The organism is Micromonospora profundi, from assembly GCF_011927785.1.
Classification (GTDB): Bacteria; Actinomycetota; Actinomycetes; order Mycobacteriales; family Micromonosporaceae; genus Micromonospora; species Micromonospora profundi.
This window is the reverse complement of the sequence record NZ_JAATJK010000001.1, coordinates 4,676,318-4,693,788: the sequence shown is the minus strand read 5'-3', so window position 1 is coordinate 4,693,788 and position 17,471 is coordinate 4,676,318. Positions and strand designations below refer to the sequence as shown.

Annotated in this window: 18 protein-coding genes; 8 read left to right on the top strand and 10 right to left on the bottom strand. The window is 72.5% G+C overall.

Translation table 11 applies throughout. From position 1 onward, the window contains the following. Nucleotides 1-73 precede the first annotated feature (73 nt). Complete coding sequence (locus F4558_RS20650) at nt 74-1,528, bottom strand: glycoside hydrolase family 3 N-terminal domain-containing protein (RefSeq protein ID WP_167945602.1); 1,455 nt, start codon at nt 1,526-1,528, stop codon at nt 74-76. Nucleotides 1,529-1,696: 168 nt separating this feature from the next. Here F4558_RS20650 and F4558_RS20645 point away from each other — a divergent pair, with 168 nt between their 5' ends. Beyond that, entirely contained in the window at nt 1,697-2,872 is a 1,176-nt protein-coding gene (locus F4558_RS20645; protein WP_053657608.1) for an ROK family transcriptional regulator, read from the top strand. A gap of 166 nt (nt 2,873-3,038) precedes the next feature. Here F4558_RS20645 and F4558_RS20640 read toward each other — a convergent pair whose 3' ends face one another. Continuing rightward, entirely contained in the window at nt 3,039-4,049 is a 1,011-nt protein-coding gene (locus F4558_RS20640; protein ID WP_167945600.1) for an ABC transporter permease subunit, read from the bottom strand. Continuing rightward, complete coding sequence (locus tag F4558_RS20635; protein WP_053657610.1) at nt 4,046-5,053, bottom strand: ABC transporter ATP-binding protein; 1,008 nt, start codon at nt 5,051-5,053, stop codon at nt 4,046-4,048. The genes F4558_RS20640 and F4558_RS20635 overlap by 4 nt, the downstream gene beginning before the upstream one ends. A gap of 118 nt (nt 5,054-5,171) precedes the next feature. Between F4558_RS20635 and F4558_RS20630 the strand changes: the two genes are divergently transcribed. Further along, nucleotides 5,172-6,026: an ABC transporter ATP-binding protein gene (locus tag F4558_RS20630; RefSeq protein ID WP_209273344.1), complete on the top strand. Its 855-nt coding sequence runs from the start codon at nt 5,172-5,174 to the stop codon at nt 6,024-6,026. A 22-nt stretch (nt 6,027-6,048) separates the two neighbouring features. Further along, a complete protein-coding gene (locus tag F4558_RS20625) occupies nt 6,049-6,945 on the top strand; it encodes a ribokinase (protein ID WP_167945596.1) in 897 nt (298 codons plus the stop codon). A 7-nt stretch (nt 6,946-6,952) separates the two neighbouring features. Here F4558_RS20625 and ftrA read toward each other — a convergent pair whose 3' ends face one another. Beyond that, complete coding sequence (gene ftrA / locus F4558_RS20620; RefSeq protein WP_167945594.1) at nt 6,953-7,987, bottom strand: transcriptional regulator FtrA; 1,035 nt, start codon at nt 7,985-7,987, stop codon at nt 6,953-6,955. A 71-nt stretch (nt 7,988-8,058) separates the two neighbouring features. Between ftrA and F4558_RS20615 the strand changes: the two genes are divergently transcribed. Next, nucleotides 8,059-8,517, top strand: a complete 459-nt coding sequence (locus F4558_RS20615) for a rhodanese-like domain-containing protein (protein ID WP_167945592.1) — start codon at nt 8,059-8,061, stop codon at nt 8,515-8,517. Between the two features lie 24 nt (nt 8,518-8,541). Here the strand turns inward: F4558_RS20615 and F4558_RS20610 are convergent, their stop codons facing one another. Then, nucleotides 8,542-9,270, bottom strand: coding sequence for a hypothetical protein (locus F4558_RS20610; RefSeq protein WP_053657620.1), 729 nt, complete (start codon nt 9,268-9,270; stop codon nt 8,542-8,544). A gap of 81 nt (nt 9,271-9,351) precedes the next feature. Here F4558_RS20610 and F4558_RS20605 point away from each other — a divergent pair, with 81 nt between their 5' ends. Then, the gene (locus F4558_RS20605) at nt 9,352-10,920 is read left to right on the top strand and encodes a dienelactone hydrolase family protein (RefSeq protein ID WP_167945590.1); all 1,569 of its coding nucleotides are present in this window, start codon (nt 9,352-9,354) and stop codon (nt 10,918-10,920) included. A gap of 12 nt (nt 10,921-10,932) precedes the next feature. On the opposite strand, the gene F4558_RS20600 is transcribed toward F4558_RS20605, so the two are convergent. Then, nucleotides 10,933-11,415 (bottom strand): DUF6232 family protein, encoded by a 483-nt coding sequence (locus tag F4558_RS20600; protein ID WP_053657668.1) that lies wholly within the window; start codon nt 11,413-11,415, stop codon nt 10,933-10,935. 132 nt (nt 11,416-11,547) lie between these two features. On the opposite strand from F4558_RS20600, the gene F4558_RS20595 reads away from it, so the two are divergent. Then, nucleotides 11,548-13,194 carry an Ig-like domain-containing protein gene (locus F4558_RS20595; RefSeq protein WP_167945588.1) on the top strand — a complete coding sequence of 549 codons (1,647 nt, stop codon included), beginning with the start codon at nt 11,548-11,550 and terminating at the stop codon, nt 13,192-13,194. A 23-nt stretch (nt 13,195-13,217) separates the two neighbouring features. Here F4558_RS20595 and F4558_RS20590 read toward each other — a convergent pair whose 3' ends face one another. Then, a complete protein-coding gene (locus tag F4558_RS20590; protein ID WP_167945586.1) occupies nt 13,218-13,697 on the bottom strand; it encodes a DUF6232 family protein in 480 nt (159 codons plus the stop codon). 98 nt (nt 13,698-13,795) lie between these two features. Here F4558_RS20590 and F4558_RS20585 point away from each other — a divergent pair, with 98 nt between their 5' ends. Both F4558_RS20585 and F4558_RS20580 read left to right on the top strand, forming a co-directional pair. Beyond that, nucleotides 13,796-14,569, top strand: coding sequence for an enoyl-CoA hydratase/isomerase family protein (locus F4558_RS20585; RefSeq protein ID WP_167945584.1), 774 nt, complete (start codon nt 13,796-13,798; stop codon nt 14,567-14,569). 112 nt (nt 14,570-14,681) lie between these two features. Beyond that, on the top strand, nt 14,682-16,304 hold the full coding sequence (locus tag F4558_RS20580; RefSeq protein WP_167945582.1) for an acetolactate synthase: 1,623 nt from the start codon (nt 14,682-14,684) through the stop codon (nt 16,302-16,304). A 46-nt stretch (nt 16,305-16,350) separates the two neighbouring features. Here F4558_RS20580 and F4558_RS20575 read toward each other — a convergent pair whose 3' ends face one another. The 3 genes from F4558_RS20575 to F4558_RS20565 are packed head-to-tail and all read right to left on the bottom strand — an operon-like array spanning nt 16,351 to nt 17,453. Continuing rightward, nucleotides 16,351-16,770 (bottom strand): PLD nuclease N-terminal domain-containing protein, encoded by a 420-nt coding sequence (locus F4558_RS20575; protein WP_167945580.1) that lies wholly within the window; start codon nt 16,768-16,770, stop codon nt 16,351-16,353. 27 nt (nt 16,771-16,797) lie between these two features. Beyond that, the gene (locus F4558_RS20570; RefSeq protein WP_167945578.1) at nt 16,798-17,103 is read right to left on the bottom strand and encodes a DUF202 domain-containing protein; all 306 of its coding nucleotides are present in this window, start codon (nt 17,101-17,103) and stop codon (nt 16,798-16,800) included. Beyond that, a complete protein-coding gene (locus tag F4558_RS20565; RefSeq protein ID WP_209274489.1) occupies nt 17,100-17,453 on the bottom strand; it encodes a YidH family protein in 354 nt (117 codons plus the stop codon). Before F4558_RS20565 ends, F4558_RS20570 begins: the two co-directional genes overlap by 4 nt. Nucleotides 17,454-17,471 lie beyond the last annotated feature (18 nt).

Below are 17,471 nucleotides of genomic sequence, written 5' to 3'. Positions count from 1 at the left end.
CATGAGCGTAGAGCAACATTTGAACGTGTTCAACAGCTGCCGGCGGGCAACCCGCCACAGAGGACGCCGGGTCTCAGCCGGCCAGGCCGAGGACCTCCGCGGCCGCCCGGCCGTTTGCGTGACTCGCGCCGTACGTCGTGACGAAGGCGCGTACGCCGGACGGACGCCACTGCGCCGGCCAGCCCATCTCGACAACTGTCACCGGGTGCTCCGCGGCCAGGGCGGTGATCAGCTCTGGGCCGCCGGGCAACCGGTGCAGGTGCCGGCCCACAAGCACTATCGACCGGTCACCGGCCAGCCCGCGCAGCGTCGCGTGGTCGGTCTCGGCGGCTACCACCCTGATCTCGGGCACGCCGTCCAGGTGCGGACCGAGGCCCCACGGCACCCGCCCCTCGGCGATCGTGGACTCGGTGTGCAGCTGCACCACAAGAGGCTGGTCCAGCCCGGTGAGCACACCGTCCACCCGGACCGCCCGGCGTGCCGCCGCGTACCCCAGATCGGGGTCGACCGTTGCCGGCGTGTCGCCTGCGGCCCGGGTCCAGGCCGCCAGCGCGGCGGCGCGGCCGGCCGCCTCCTCGACCCGTGCGGTCGCCAGCGTGCCGTCGGCAAGCGCCTCGACGATCTGTGCGGCCACCCGCTCGACCAGCTCGGCATCGACCTTCGCGCCGATGCACAGCAGGTCGGCGCCGGCCGCCAGGGCCCGGACCGCAGCCGGCCCGACTCCACCGGCGGCCACCGCCGCGCCCTTCATCTCCAGCGCGTCGGTGATCACGGTGCCGGTGAAGCCGTACTCACCGCGGAGGAGGTCGACAAGGACGGCCCGGCTGAAGGTGGCCGGACCGTCGCCGGTCAGCGCGGGCACCCGGATGTGCGCGGTCATCACGGCACGCGCACCGGCGGCGACGACCGCGGCGAACGGCGGCAGGTCCCGCTGGCGCAGAAGCTCCATCGGAACGTCCACCATTGGCAGCTCATGGTGCGAGTCGGTGACTGTGGCGCCGTGGCCGGGAAAGTGCTTGGCGCAGGCGGCGACACCCGCGGACTGGAGCCCGGAGACGGCGGCGGCCGAGTGGGCGGCCACCCGGAGCGGGTCAGCGCCGAACGACCTCGTGCCGATCACGGGGTTGTCGTCGGCGCTGTTGACGTCAACTGTCGGGGCGAGGTTGACGGTGATGCCGAGCGCGGCCAGTTCGGCGCCGATCGCCTGGTAGACCCGCCGGGTGAGCGCCACGTCGCCGATCGCGCCGAGGGCGGCGTTTCCGGGGTACGGGCTGCCGGTGGCGTGCGCCAGCCGGGTCACGTCGCCGCCCTCCTCGTCGATGGCGATCAGCGCGTCGGGTCGGCCGCTGCGCAGCGCGGCGGTGCTGGCCGCGACCTGGCCGGGATCCCGCACGTTGGTGCCGAAGAGGGTGTGCCCGGCCAGCCCGTCGGCGAGCAGTTCGACAGCCCACTCCGGCGGGACCGGTCCCTGGTACGCGGCGAGCAACGTGCCCAGCGCGAGCCTGCGCAGTCCTGGATCCAGCCCCACGTGATCTTCCCCTTCTCTGTCCCACGGCTGCGAAAAGTCGTACCCGTGGTGGTCATCTCCCTGCACGGTCGGCCGAGCGCTCCACCTGCGGGTGGCCGATACGCTACGGCTACCCGCTCGCAGGTCGTTTTACAGTTAGCAAAGTTTACTAAAACTAGAGGACGTGGCATGAGTGCGACCCGGCTGCCCGGCACCCCCCGCCTGTTGCGGGCCCTCAACGACCGCGCGGCGCTCGAACTGCTCCTCGAACGCGGGCCGCTCACCCGGGCCCGGCTGGGCGAGCTGACCGGGCTGTCCAAAGTCACCGCCTCTCAACTCGTCGAGCGGCTGGAGGAGCGCGGCCTGGTCACCCGGGTCGGCGAGCAGGCCGGCGGTCGAGGACCGAACGCCCAGCTCTACGCGGTACGCCCGGGCAGTGCGCACGTCGTCGGAGTGGACGTCGGCCCGGACCGGGTGGTGGCCGCCTGCGCCGACATCACCGGCGCGGTCATCGGCCGGGTCGAGCAGTCGACGCGGGACACCGACGACCCGGTGGGCGTGGTGCACAACGCAGTCGTGCAGGCCGCGAGCAGCGCACAGGCACAGCTCAGCAGCGTCCGGCGGATCGTGCTCGGCACCCCCGGCCTGGTCGACCCCCACACCGGCGACATCACCTTCGCCTTCAACCTGCCGCGCTGGCACAGCGGCCTGCTCGCCGCGCTGCGCGACGACCTGCACACCCCCGTGGTCTTCGAGAACGACGTCAACCTGGCCGCGGTGGCCGAGGCGCAGTCCGGCGCCGCGCAGGGGATGGCCGACTTCGTGCTCGTCTGGGTCGGCGCTGGCGTCGGCCTCGCCATCATGCTGGGTGGACGGCTGCACCACGGCAGCAGCGGTGCGGCCGGCGAGATCGGCTACCTGCCGGTGCCCGGCGCGCCCATCCCACGCGACGTCTCCCGCCGAGCCAAGCCGGCCTTCCAGCAGGTCATCGGCGCGGACTCGGTGCGCGCTGTCGCCCGCGAGCACGGCTACCCAGCCACCGACGCCGCCGAGGCGGTACGCGCGGCCGTCGCCGACGGCGCTGCGGGCGGCCCGATGCTCGACGAGCTGGCCCGGCGGCTCGCCCTCGGTGTGGCGAGCACCTGCGTGGTGCTCGACCCGCCGCTCGTGGTGCTCGCCGGTGAGGTCGGCCAGGCCGGCGGGGAAGCGCTCGCCGAGCGGGTGCAGCGCGAGGTCGCGGCCATCACCCTGGTGCGGCCACGGGTGGTGCCCACGGGGCTCACCGAGGAGCCGATCCTGCGCGGCGCGCTGCGCACCGCACTGGACGCCGTCCGCGACGAGGTGTTCGGCTCCACCGTCGGCTGATCCCGCCCTGGCGGTCATGTGAAGGAATATTTCACCGCTGGCGGCCGTACTGCAAGCTCTTGCCGCCCGGTCGTGGCCGCCCGCGCGGGCGGCCACGACCGGGGAAGTCCGGCAGCGGCGGCCGGCCCTGGCCGTCCGCGCGGGCGGCTGGCGGGGGTGGCCCGCCTCAGACCAGGTCGCGGCGGCGGAACACGGCGAACGCCGCCGCTGTCAACGCGCCGGTGAGCAGAAGCAGCACCGCCAGCGCAGGCCGCCAGGTCAGCGTGTAGAGGCCGTCGCAGAAGGCGCCCGTCGAGTTGTAACAGAGCTGCGGATCCCAGAACCGTGCCTCGCCGGTGAGCCACGCCCCGATGTGACTGGAGAGCATCAGCTGGTCCGGCCGCCGGGCGTCCACGATCTCCATCACCACCCGGGCGCCCAACTCCCACACCACGGCGTACGCGGCGACGGCACCGAGCGCCGCCGACGTGTGCCGGCCCAGCGTCGCGATGGCGAAGCCCAGGGCGGTGGTCAGCAACACCAGCACCAGACCGCGGCCGTGGACGGCGCCCAGCGACCGCCAGAACTCCCCGTCGGGCTGGCCGGCCAGCCCTGCCGCCTGACCGATCACCCAGAACGTGGCCAGGTAGACCAGCGAGGCCACCACCGACAACGCCAGCACCACGCCGAGCAGGGTGCCGAGCTTGGCGGCGAGCACAGTGAGCCGGCGTGGTCGCCACAGCAGCAGGTTCACCACCCCGCCGGAGTTCAGGTCCGCGCCGATGTACGAGGCGCCGACCAGGAACCCGAACATCGCCAGGAACGCGATGAGGAAGTACAACAGCGGGCGAGCCTGCTGGGCGAAGCTGAACACCCCGCGCAGATAGTCCGAAGCGATAGGCAACCGGTCCTGCCGGGCCGGGTCGATCTCCGAGCAGTCGGCGGGTTGATAGTCGCCGGTGTCGCGGGGGACCGTGCGGTCCTTCCAGGCCAGGCACTCCTGGAACGCTGCCTCCATGCCCTGCCGTGCGGCGATGGCCTGCGTCCGCGCCGAGGCCATCTCCTCGGCGCTGGGCTTGTGTGAGCCGGCCAGTGTGGTCGCCGCGGTGACGGCGAACGCCAGCGCCAGCAGGACGACCATGAGCTGCACGAAGCGGCGCGCGGCCAGCCGCTCCAACTCGGCCCGGACCAGGTTCACGAGTCCACTCCCCGTACGTCGAGATCGATCATCGCGCGGTCCTCGTCGTCGGCAGGCAACTCCGAACCGTCGACCTGCCGGGGCATCCACGTGTGCCCGGCGCCGGTCAGCTCCAGGAAGACGCTCTCCAGATCCGGCCGCAGCGGAGTCAGCTCACCCACCCACAGCCCCTGCTCACCGAGCGCCCGACTGACGATCGTCGGATCGGTCACCCCGCTCACCACAAGCGCGTCGCCGTCCACTGCCGCCGTCAGCTCCACCGCCTGCAACACCTCGGCGGCGCGCTCCGGCTCGGCCACCCGGACCAGGAACTCCTGCCGGTCGTAGCCGGCCAGCACCTCGTCCACCCGACCCGCCGCCACCCGCCGGCCCCGCGAGATGATCGTGACGTGGTCGCAGATCAGCTGGATCTCGCCCAGGATGTGACTGGACACCAGCACTGTCACCCCGGCCGCCGCCAACGTCCGCATCAGGTCCCGCATCTCCCGGATCCCCGCCGGGTCCAGACCGTTCGCCGGTTCGTCCAGGATCAGCAGCTGGGGATCCTTCAACAACGCCGACGCCACCGCGAGGCGCTGCTTCATCCCCAGCGAGTAACCCTTGACCCGCTCGTCACCACGGTCACGCAGGCCCACCAACTCCAGGGCCTCGTCCACCCGCGAGATCGGCACGTCGCCCGCGCGGGCGAGCAGCCGCAGCGTGCGGTGCCCTGTGAAGTTGCCGAAGAACTGCGGGCTCTCCACTATCGCGCCGACCCGCCCGGCCACCCGGGGCAGCAGCTCCGGCGACCGCTCGCCGAACACCTTCATCACCCCGCTGTCGGCGCGTACCAGCCCGAGCAGGGCACGCAGGGTGGTCGTCTTGCCGGAGCCGTTCGGGCCCAGGAAGCCGTGAACCTGGCCCGCCTCGACCAGCAGGTCGAACCCGTCCACCGCCACCCGCCGGCCGTTACGCATGCTGTGGAAGGTCTTGCGCAGACCCTCGATCTCGATGACCGCGCTCATCCGCGCGGCTCCGAACCTCGACCTGGCACGAGCCGTCCTCCAGCGATGGTGATCAACGACACGGCGCTCACCCTATGGCCGCGACGCCGCCCGTGGGGGGCACCCCGACGCTGCGTGGTTGGATGGAGAGGTGACTGGTGACCTGATCCCCGGCGCTGCCGGCGCCGCGCCTGCCGCCGCCCCCGTGGACCCGGATCTGGTGGTCAGCCTCGACAGCGTCGGCGTACGCCGTTCCGGCACCGCCCTGTTGCAGGACCTGACCTGGCGCGTCGAGCTGGACGAGCGCTGGGTGGTGCTCGGCCCCAACGGCGCGGGCAAGACCACACTGCTCAACCTCGCCGCCGGCCGACTGCACCCCACCACAGGCGTCGCGCACGTCCTGGGCGAGCGGATCGGCCGCACCGACGTCAACGAGCTGCGTACCCGGATCGGGCTCTCCACAGCGGCGCTCGCCGAGCGGGTGCCCGCCGACGAGCAGGTAAGCGACGTCGTGGTGACCGCCGCCTGGTCGGTCGTCGGCCGCTGGCGGGAGAGCTACGACCGCGGTGACGAGGCGCGGGCACGGGCGCTGCTCAGCCAGCTCGGCATCGGCGGCCTCGCCGAACGTCGCTACGGCACCCTCTCCGAGGGCGAACGCAAGCGGGTGCAGATCGCCCGGGCACTGATGACCGACCCGGAGCTGCTGCTGCTCGACGAACCCGCCGCCGGGCTCGACCTGGGTGGGCGTGAGGACCTGGTCGCCCGGTTGGCCGAGCTGGCGTACGACCCGGACGCCCCGGCCATGGTGCTCGTCACCCACCACGTGGAGGAGATCCCGCCCGGGTTCACCCACGCGCTGCTGCTGCGCGAAGGGGCGGTGGTCGCCCAGGGGCTGCTCGCCGAGACGCTCACCGGCGACAACCTCTCCAAGACCTTCGGTCTGCCGCTGGTGGTCGAGCGGTCCGGCGACCGCTACACCGCCCGCGCCGCCTGAGCAGCCGACGGGGAGGGTGACCATGTCGCAGACCCGCGTGGTCGTCGTGGGCAGCGCCAACATGGACCTGGTCGCGATGGCGCCCTCGCTACCTCGGCCGGGCGAGACAATGCTCGGTACCGACTTCGTGATGGTGCCCGGCGGCAAGGGTGCCAATCAGGCGGTCGCCGCCGTCCGGGCCGGCGCCTCCTGTGTCTTCCTCGGCGCCATCGGCTCGGATGCCTTCGGCGTCACCCTCAAGGCCCGGATCACCGCGGCCGGTGTGGACACCAGTCATCTGCGCGTGGTCTACGGCGCGTCCGGCGTGGCGCTGGTGATGGTCAACGCGCAGGGGGAGAACGCCATCATGGTGACCCCCGGCGCCAACGACGCGCTTGTCGGTCTCACCGACGACGAACTCGCGGCGATACGCGCGGCGGACGTCCTGGTCGCCCAGCTGGAGATCCCGGTGCAGACCGTGGCCGCCGCCGCTGTGGCCGCCCGCGCCGCCGGCACCCGGGTCATCCTGAACGCCGCACCGGCCCGGGCTCTGCCGCCGGAACTGCTCGCCGCCGTCGATCTGCTTGTCGTCAACGAGGGCGAGGCGCAGGCGTTCACCGGCCGGGGCCGGGAGGAACCGCGCGCTCTGCTCGACCTGGTGCCCCGCGCCGTGCTCACCCTCGGCGACGCGGGCGCCTGGTACGTCGACCGGGACGGCACCGAGGCGCACGTGCCCGCGGTACCCGTCGACGTGGTCGACTCCACCGCCGCCGGTGACGCGTTCACGGCCGCGCTTGCCGTCGGCTGGGGCGAAGGTCGGGACGTTGTCGACGCGGTGCGCTGGGCGTCGGCGGCCGGCGCTGCCTGCGTCCGCAAGCTCGGTGCCTCGGTGGCACTGCCGCGACGCGCCGAGATCGACGAGCTGTACGCCCCGGGCTGACCTCCGGCTACCGCAGACCGCCGCGCACGGCGCCGACGCGGAAAGCCCTGCGGTACGCCGTCGGTGACGTCAACATGAGCCGTCCGAAGTGGTGGCGGTAGGTGACCGCCGTGTCGAACCCCACTGCCGTGGCGACCTGCTCGACCGGGGTGTCCGACTCCTCAAGCAGCGCCAGACTGGCGCGGACCCGCTTGTCGATCAGCCAGCGGATCGGGCTGGTACCGGTGGCCTGGGCGAAGTGCCGCAGGTAGGTGCGGGGCGACATGTGCGCCTGCTGGGCGAGCCGGGCGACGGTCAGTGGCTCGGCGAGATGCGCGAGCGCCCAATCGATGCTGCCCGCGATCCGGTCGTCGTCGGTGCCGGCGGGCACGGGCGCCTCGACGAACTGCGCCTGCCCGCCGTCGCGGTGCGGCGGAATCACCAGCCGCCGGGCCACCGCGTTGGCGATCGCCGCACCGTGATCGCGCCTGATCACGTGGACGCAGAGGTCCAGGCCGGCAGCGCTGCCGGCACTGGTGAGCAGGTCACCGTCGTCGAGGTAGAGCACGTCCGGGTCGACCTGGACGCGGGGGTACCGGCGGGCCAGTAGTTCCGCGTACCGCCAGTGGGTGGTGGCTCGACGACCGTCCAGGATCCCCGCGCCGGCAAGTGCGAACGCACCCGAGCAGATCGACATGATCCGCGCACCGTCGCGGTGTGCCCGACGCAGCGCGGCGACCAGCCCGGGTGACGGGTCCGCTGTCACGTCCGGCACGCCGGGCACGATCACCGTCCGCGCCGCCGCCAGCTCCGCCAGGCCGTACGGGGTGTGCAGGCTGGCGCCACCGACCACCGGCACCGGCCCTGGCCGCTCGGCGCATACCACCAGGTCGTACCAGTCGACGTCGAACTCCGGCCGGGGCAGCCCGAACACCTCGGTGACGATGCCGGTCTCGAACACCGACATCCCCGGGTACGCGAGCACCGCGACGCGGTGACGGTCTGCCGGCCCGCGGCGCGTCGACGGTCGGCGCGGCTCGGTGACAGTGGCGCGGCTCGGCATGGCGGGATGTTAGCGCAGGTTGTCGTTCCCGCCACTCGCCCCGATCCGGCGACCACGGCCACGATCGGTGCATGACCTTCGCCTTCGCCGTCCCAGCGGCCGACCCGGCTACCGCCGCCGCCCACTTCCTCGCCCGGCTCAGCGTCGAGACCGACGTCAGCGACGTCCACGCCGACCTGTCCGCCCGTACCCCCGGTCTGGTGGTTGTCGACTCCCGGGGGGAGGCGGCCTGGGGCCAGGGGCACCTGCCCGGGGCCGTGCACCTACCCACCGCCGAGATCGCCGCCCAGGCGGGCGGGTTGATCCCCGCCGGCACGGCGGTGGTCACCTACTGCTGGGGGCCGGGCTGCAACGGCGCGACCAGGGCGGCGCTGGAGTTCGCCCGGCTCGGCTACCAGGTCAAGGAAATGATCGGCGGGTTCGAGTACTGGGTGCGGGAGGGGCTGCCGGTGGTGACGGAGACGGGACTGACCCGACGTCCGGTGGACGACTTGACCGCGCCCACCGCGACGATCACCTGCGACTGCTGAGCCCGCCCTCGGACCTGGCGCGGCTCAGCTGGCGGAGTCGTCGCCGAGCTTCTCGCCCCGCCGACGCAGCATGCCCAGGCCGGGGATGCCGGCCACGGCGAGCTTGAGGTCGCGGGTGACGTCCAGCAGGTCGTGCAGGTCGGGGCCGACCCGGTCCAGGGTGGCCAGGATCGGCAGGATGTCGGCGGTCAGGTGCGCCTTGAGCTTGGGCAGCTCGTCGATCAGGTGGATCGCTGCGGTGATCTCCTCGTGGCTCAATTCCTCGACGAACCGCTCGGTCATCGGGGCGGCCTTGCGCAACGCCGGCTCGTACGCCGCAAGGAGTTCGGCCGCCGTCGTCGCGGCCTGAGCAGCGCTCGCCACAGTGACCGCTGCGGTGCCGGCGACCGTCTCGGCCTCGGCGACCACCGTGCCGGCGGCCCGGGAAACCTGCTCGGCCTCCCGGACGACAACGGCGGCGGCCGCCGCGACCTCGGTGGCCGTGTCGATGGCGGTGGTCGCGGCGGCGCTGATGACCGCCACCTCGCGGACCGCGCCCTCGGCATCGGTGAGCACCTGATCGGTCCGGTCCAGGGTCGTCTCGATCCGGTCCACCACGCCGTTGATCCGGGCCAGCAGCGCCTCCACCCCGTCCAGCACCGCGAACGCGCGGGCGGGCACGGCGGCGAACGAGGCGGCCGAGCCCATCGCCTGGTCGAGAGCGGAGCGGGTCAGTCCGACCACCGCAGATGGAGTGGGGAGGGGAATCGCCATGGGATCAAGTGTGCGTCGGTCGCGCCACAAGCGCTCGTCCGGCGGAGTCGCCGGCAGCCCCTTCGACGGTAGGGTGCCGGCATGCCGGCACCCTCGCCGCACCGCCCGCCGAGCACCCGGACCACCGTTCTGCTCGCCGTGCTCGCGGCGGTCGCCGCCGCGCTCGGCACGCTGGTGCTGGTCCGAGCCGACGACGGCCTCACCGTCCGGCAGGTCACCGTCGGCGGTGTGCCAATGACCGAGGTACGCGCCGGTGCGCCGCCACCGGGCGTACGGCGGCCGGGTGTGGTGATCGCACACGGGTTCGCCGGCTCTGCCCGGCTGATGCGCCCGATCGCCGACACCGTGGCCCGTCGAGGGGCCGTCGCGCTGCTGTTCGACTTCGCCGGTCACGGTGCCAACCCGGCTCGACTCGGTGCCGACATGTCTTCCGCGAGGCTGGCGGCCGACGTGGACGCCGCCGTCATCCACGTGCGTTCACTGTCCGACGTGGACCCGAACCAGATCATGCTGGTGGGGCACTCGATGGGCGCCGGTGCCGTCACCCGGTACGCCGTCGACCATCCGGAGATCGCCCGTACCGTGGCGATCTCGCTGCCCAGCGCTGGCGAGCTGCCACCCGGCCGGCCGGCGGAGCTGCTGCTCATCGTGGGCGGCGCGGAGTTCCCAGTGTTCCGGCGCGCGGCCGACGACGCCGTCGGGCGGGGCGCGGCGGTGAGCCGACGGCCAGCGGTGGTGGTGCCCGGTGTCGAGCACATCTCGGTGCTCTTCGCCCCGCGTACCCATCAGGAGATCGCCGACTGGCTGCCCAGCACCGACGGGACGGCCGCGCCACGGCCTCTTGTCCGGCTCGCCGGGGCGGCGCTGCTGGTGCTGGCGTTCGGCGTCGGGGTGGTCCCGCTCGCGGCGCTACTCCTGCCGAGACGGGGTGCCGGTCCGGAGCGGCCCGGGCGGAGGGCTCCGCTCGGTGGCCTGACCCTGTTCGGGCTGACGACGTCAGCCGCCGGGGCCGGTGCGGTCGCCGCGGCGGTGTTGCCGACCAACCGCCTGCCACTCGCCGTCGGTGGCTACGTCGCAGGCTTCCTGCTTGTCGCCGGCCTCCTGGTGGCCGCCGGGCATCGCTGGCTGCCGCGACCGCCCTCCCCGGGCGCTCCGGCGCCGGCACCGACCGCCGTCGAGGCAGGTCGCAGGGCTCCGGACCGGGTCGCCGTCGCGGCTGGTCCTTCGGCGCGGGCCCGGGCCGTCGTCGCGGCGTTGGCCCTGACCGGGTACGCGGTTCTCGCCGTCGCGCTGCCGATCCACCTGGGCCTGACGTCGGCGCGGCCGGTGGGCGCCCGCTGGTGGTTGCTCCCGCTGGTGCTGGGCGCGTGTCTGTTGTACCTGCTGGGCGTCGAGCTGGTCGCCGACGGCCGGACCTGGCGACACCTGCTTGTCGTCGCCGTCACCGTGCCGGTGCTGACCATGGCGGCGCTTGTCGGCGTGGCACCGGGCTTCGTGCTGCTCGTGGTGCCGTTGTTCGTGCTGCTCCTCGGCTGGCACGCCATCTGGGCGGCGGTGCTGCGTCGCTACGCCGCCCCGCGCTGGCTGTCGGCAGTGGTGGGTGCCGCCATCGTGGGCTGGCCGATCGCCACCACACTGCCGCTGAACTGACAGGTGGCCGGTTCAGCGGTGGTCGCCCTGCTGTTCGACGGCCCGTTGCACGGCCCGGTAGATCTGCCCGAACCGCAACGCGTCCGGCGTACGCAGCAGCAACTGTTCCTGACCGTGGTGTTGCACCCACAACTCGTGCACGTGGCTGCCGCGCTCGTAGGAGCGATCCAACCAGCCCAGCGGGATCTCCAGGAACGGTGTCAACGCCAGCGCTCCCACCGCGCAGGCGGCCAGGATGATCAACGCCAGCTGCCAGTTGCCCCGGTCCTGCGCCGACCAGGCAAGCGAGAGCACGCACACCACAGCGACGAGCGGCGGCAGCGACAGCAGCAGCACCAGGACACCGCGCCCCAGCACACGGCCGCGTACCGCGAGGGTCTTCGGGCCCCGCGCGTGCCAGACGAATGTCACATCCGACAGGGCGATCACGTGACCACCGGCCCGGATCGACTCGGAGGTCACCTGCACCGCGTCGTCCCGGTAATAGAGGGTCATCACTAAGCTTAACCACTGGCGGGCAACCCGGAGCTGAATGATCCACGACATCGCTGACCCAGGCGTCCTTGACTTGCGGCTCTGCCCGCACCGAGGATGACAGTGATGAGCTTCGATCACGGGGGATCGTTGATGAGGAATCGCATCGTCTACTCGGCCATTGCCGCGCTCGCCGCCGCCTCCGCGGCCGTCGCCGTGGTGCCTCCGGCATCCGCCGCCGGCGGGTGCGCCGTGCAGATGCAGAGCAATTACCAGTACCAGTCGATGCTCCGGGGCGACATCACCGTTGTGAGCGTGGGCCGGTCGCTGTCGGACTGGACGCTCCGCTTCCAGGTCCGATACCCGAGCGAGCAGGTCAAACACGTCGACGGCGTCCGCTGGGAGCAGCGCGGCGATCAGGTCACGCTGCGCAGCCTGCCCGGCAGCGTCCTGCCGGCGGACCGGCGGATCTCCTTCGAGTACGTCATGACGTACGGGGTCAAGCGCAGCGGACCGGTCACCTTCACCCTCAACGGCGTCACCTGCGGGACCACCCTGCCGCCATCGTCCACGCCCGGCCCGACGGTTTCGGCCACGCCCGCCCCGACGGGTTCGGCCACGCCCAATCCGACGACGAGCCCGGCGCCGAGTCAGTCGGCCAGTCCCGGCCCGGATCCGAACAGGCCGGTCGTGCGGATCACGCGGCCCGAGAGCGGTGACCACTTCTTCGCCCCGGCGACGATCAATGTGGAGGCCGTCGCCACGGCCGCGCCGGGCCGGCGGATCACCCGGGTCGAGTTCTTCGGTACCGGCAACACGTCGGAGCCGGTCCCGCTCGGCATCGATACGACGGCGCCCTACACGGCACAGTGGCGTGACGTGCCGGCCGGCGGGTACAACCTGTTCGCCTGGGCGTACGACGACCAGGGCGCGAAGCAGGCCGCCACCGCCCCGTTCGTCCGGGTGCTCACGCCAGGTCAGGAGCGACAGGCGCCGTACGTAAGCGTGGTGGGGAACCGTCTCTGGGGCATTTCCCCTGTCGTCGACGCGGTGGCTCCCCGACCGCTGGCGCCGTTGGCGCGTACCGGTGCCGAGTCCCGATGCGTGAACGGAGTTGGGATCTGGGACGGCCCGGTCGACGCGAACGCCGTGGCCGGGCTCGTCGCACGTGGCTTCCGGGCGGCGTACATCTCGCTCAACGAGGCTTGCTGGCTCGGCCTGTCGTACGTCGACCCGCGCTATGGCGGCGAACCGTACCGGCAGGAGGTGGTGGCCTACACGCACCGGCTGATCGCCGCCGGCATCACGCCGATCGTCGCGCTCACCTGGAGTCACGGCCGCTACATCGGACCGGGTGCGACGTGCCGGGACGAGCGGGCGGTCTGCGCCAAGCCGATGCCGGACGCCACACACGCCATCGACTTCTGGCAGAGCGTCGGTCAGACCCTCGGCACCGAGGCGGTGGTGTACGACCTGTTCACGGCGCCGTACCCGGACCGGGCGATAGGGGATCCGGCCTTGGCGTGGACGTGCTGGCGCGAGGGTGACCTGGCGTGTTCCGCGCTCGGCTATCCGGCGGTCGGCATGCGGTTGCTGCTGGCCGCGGTGCGGACCGGTTCTGCCGGCGTGCTGCTCGCCAGCGGGCTCGATGGCGGCAACGACCTTTCCCGGTGGGCCGCGTACCGGCCGGAAGACCCGGTCCACAACGTGGCCGCTGCCTGGCGGCCGACGACACCTGGTGACTGCCGGCCGCCGGCGCTGACACAGGCGCCCGTCGTCGTCACGGCCGCCTGCCGTTAGGACGGCCCGCCTGCCCGGGAGGGCTAGCGGCGGGCGGCGGGGCGGCGGGGCTGGCTGTGCTCGACGGCCCGTTGCAGCGCCCGGTAGATCTGGCCGAAGCGCAGCGCGTCGCCGGTCTGCAACAGCCGCACCGGATGGCCGCGCCAGCGGACCCAGATCTCCAGTTGCCGGCTGCCCCTGGCGTAGGAGCGGTCGAGGTGTTCGAAGAGGAAGTCGGCGACCGGGCCGACGGCGAGGCCGACGAGCACGGAGGCGCCGACGATCGCGATCGTCACGGTGGGGGAGCGCTGCAACCAGACGGCCACGCCGATGCCGAGCACTGCCGCCACAAGGGGGCCGGCCAGCGCCGCGCCGATCGCACCTCGACCGACGAGGACTCGCCAGGAACGGCTGCCCCGGCGGTGCCAGACCATGGTGATCTGGTCCAGGGGGTAGCGGCGACCGTCGACCCGGACGGCGGTGGAGGTGACCTGCACCGACTTGTCGTCGTAATACGTGACCATGGCTGTACTCCCACCTGCGGGACTGACACCACACTACTTACCCAAACGAGCCTGGTCGTAAGGTTGGCACGCGACTTCGACGAGGAAGTGAGGGCAGCGTGGGCGAGTTCGTTCGGCTGGAGATCAAGGACGGCATCGGCACCATCCGGCTGGAGCGGCCGCCGATGAACGCGCTCAACACCCAGGTGCAGGAGGAGTTGCGCGCCGCCGCGACGGACGCCACCGCCGACCCCGAGGTCCGCGCCGTCATCGTGTACGGCGGCGAGAAGGTCTTCGCCGCGGGCGCGGACATCAAGCAGATGGCCGAGATGTCCTACGTGGATATGGCCGACCGGGCGGCTGCCCTGTCCAGTGCGCTCGGTGCGATCGCCCGCATCCCCAAGCCGGTGGTCGCGGCGATCACCGGGTACGCCCTCGGCGGCGGCTGCGAGCTGGCGCTTGCCTGCGACTGGCGCGTGGTGGCCGAGGACGCCAAGCTCGGCCAGCCGGAGATCAAGCTGGGCATCATCCCCGGTGCCGGCGGCACGCAGCGGCTGGCCCGCCTTGTCGGCCCGGCCCGTGCCAAGGATCTGATCATGTCCGGGCGGATGGTGGACGCGCAGGAGGCGCTGCGGATCGGTCTTGCCGACCGGGTCGTCCCGGCCGCCGAGGTGTACGACGCTGCCGTAACGCTCGTCAAGCCGTACCTCGATGGGCCTGTTCAGGCGCTGCGGGCGGCGAAGCTGGCTGTCGACGGCGGCCTGGACATGGACCTGAACTCGGGCCTGGCGTGGGAGAGCCAGCTCTTCGCGGCGCTGTTCGCGACCGACGACCGGCGCGAAGGCATGGCGGCGTTCGTCGAGAAGCGCAAGCCGGGCTTTACGGGTCGCTGACCCGCGCGGGTGCGCGGATCGTCGATCGAGCGGTGAATCGAGAACGGTTCACATTCGGTCTACCGGCCAGTAGCGTGGGCCCTCGGTCATGAGGCACGAAGGGAAGCGGCGAATGACGGAGCGGATCGAGGGTCACGGCGGGGAGTTGGCGCTGGCGGCACTTCGCGCGCACGGCGTACGGGAGATGTTCACGCTGTCGGGTGGGCACGTCTTCCCGCTCTACGACGCCGCGCACAAGAGCGACTTCCCGATCTACGACGTCCGGCACGAGCAGTCCGCGGTGTTCGCCGCCGAGGCGGTGGCCAAACTCCAGCGCCGTCCGGGCCTCGCCGTGCTCACCGCCGGGCCTGGCGTCACCAACGGCATCTCGGGCATGACCAGCGCCTTCTTCAACGCCTCCCCGGTGCTTGTGCTCGGGGGCCGGGCGCCGGCGTTCCGCTGGGGCTCGGGCAGCCTCCAGGAGATGGACCACCTCCCGCTTGTCGCCCCGGTCACCAAGCACGCCGAGACGGTCTTCAGCACCGACGACATCCCGCGCGCGATCGACACGGCCCTCACCGCCGCGCTCACCCCGCACCGCGGCCCGGCGTTCCTGGACTTCCCGCTGGAGACGGTCTTCTCGGTCTCCGAGGCGGACGTACCAGCGCCGACAGGCGTCGACCCTGTCGAACCGGACCCGGACGAGGTCGGGCGGGCCGCGACGCTCATCGCCGGCGCGCAGCGACCGGTCATCATCGCCGGTTCGGACGTGTACGCCGGTGACGCGGTCGCCGCGCTGCGGGAGGCCGCCGAGGCGTTGCAGGTGCCGGTCTTCACCAACGGGATGGGCCGCGGCTCGCTGCCGCCGGAGCACCCTCTCGCCTTCGCCAAGGCCCGCCGCGCCGCGCTCTCCGGCGCCGACGTCGTCGTGGTGGTCGGCACCCCGCTGGACTTCCGGCTCAGCTTCGGTGACTTCGGCGACGCCAAGGTGGTGCACATCGTCGACGCGCCCAGCCAGCGGGCGACGCACGTGCAGCCGGCGGTCGCCCCCGCCGGTGACCTGCGCCTGATCCTCTCCGCGCTTGCCGACCACGCCGGTGACCGGGCCGACCACTCCGACTGGATCGCCGACCTGCGCGTCGCCGAGGACGCGGCGAAGGCCCGCGACGCCGCCGAGATGGCAGCCGAGACCGACCCGATCCGCCCGGCCCGGATCTACGGCGAGCTGCGCCGGGTGCTGGCCCGCGACGCGATCACCATCGGCGACGGAGGCGACTTCGTCTCGTACGCCGGCCGTTACCTGGAGCCCGCGCAGCCGGGCACCTGGCTGGACCCGGGCCCGTACGGGTGCCTGGGCACCGGCATGGGCTACGCGATGGGCGCCCGGGTCAGCCACCCGGACCGACAGATCTGCGTGCTGATGGGCGACGGCGCTGCCGGTTTCTCGTTGATGGACGTGGAGTCGCTTGTCCGCCAGAAGCTGCCAGTCGTGATGGTGGTCGGCAACAACGGCATCTGGGGGCTCGAGAAGCACCCGATGCGGGCCATGTACGGCTACGACGTGGCCGCCGACCTCCAGCCGGAGCTGCGCTACGACACGGTGGTCAGCGCACTCGGCGGCGCGGGGGAGACGGTCGCCAAGGCAGCCGATCTGGGGCCGGCGCTCCAGCGGGCGTTCGACGCCGGCGTGCCGTACCTGGTGAACGTGCTCACCGACCCGACCGACGCGTACCCCCGGTCGTCGAACCTGGCCTGAGTCGTAGCCGCCGCCGTCGCCCCCAGCGGGGCGACCGCGGGCGGCTTCAGACCTCGGGTCGCTCGTCCTCGCGTGGCGGGTCACCGTCGCGACGGCGCAGGTCGTCCTCGCGACGGCGCAGGTCCTCTTCCCAGCGGCGGAAGAGGTCCTCGTCCTGCTTCTTGGCGCGGTCCTGCACGGAGCGAAGGAACTCCGGGTCGTCGTCGGGGGCCAACGGTTGGCGCTGGGCCGTGCCGCTGACGCCCGGCCAGATCTTGCTGATGCCGGTGGCGGCGCCGGGGGTGCGTTGCCGTCCGGCGACGAACCAGGCGATCGACCCGACCAGCGGGAAGAACAAGATGATCAGCGCCCAGACGATCCGGGGGAGGGTGCGGATCTGGTCCTCCTCGGCAGAGAGACAACTGATCAGAGCGCAGGCGGCGAGGACAACCTGCGCCAGGAATAGGAGTATGAAGAGCCGGGCCATGCACCTATGATGGCGCACCGCGTCGCATCACCCCAGTCGGTGAACCGTCAGTGTCACTCCCAGTAGTGCGAATCCGACAGTGCCCAGCGCGACCAGGGGCAGGACGCGACCGCCTGTGGGCGCCGCGCCGGTGCCGGTGCTGCGCCGCCAGCAGAGCGCGAGAACCGCACCCCAGAGCAGCACCGCCGCACCGGCGAGCAGCGCACCGACAGGGCCGTCGTCGGCCCCCAGCCGGACGGTGAGAGCGGTCACCACGGTCACCGTCAGTAGTGTGCGCCGCCAGGCCAGGCGGGTCCGCTCCGGTTGCAGCCCCGGGTCGCGTACGCCGCTCACTGCTCCCCGACCGCCCGGCTCAGCACCGCGATCACCAGCAGCACCGCGCCAGCGCCGACGGAGAGGGCGAGGATGGCGGGGAAGCGGGAGGCGGGCAGCTCCTCGCCGAGCCGGATGGCCCGCTCAGTTCGCGCCCAGTGGTCGACAGCGCGGACCGCGACGGCGGCGCCGAGCAGCAGCAGCGTGACCGCGATGGTTTCCCGCAGGTGGTCGACGGCCAGCGGCGGCAGGAACTGCGCCGCGGCCAGCCCGCCGCCGACAAGCGCCAGGCTGGTGCGCAGCCAGGCCAGGAACGTCCGCTCGTTGGCCAGGGAGAACCGGTAGTCCGGTGTCTCGCCGACGGCGCGCATATCCGCCGGGTCGAACCA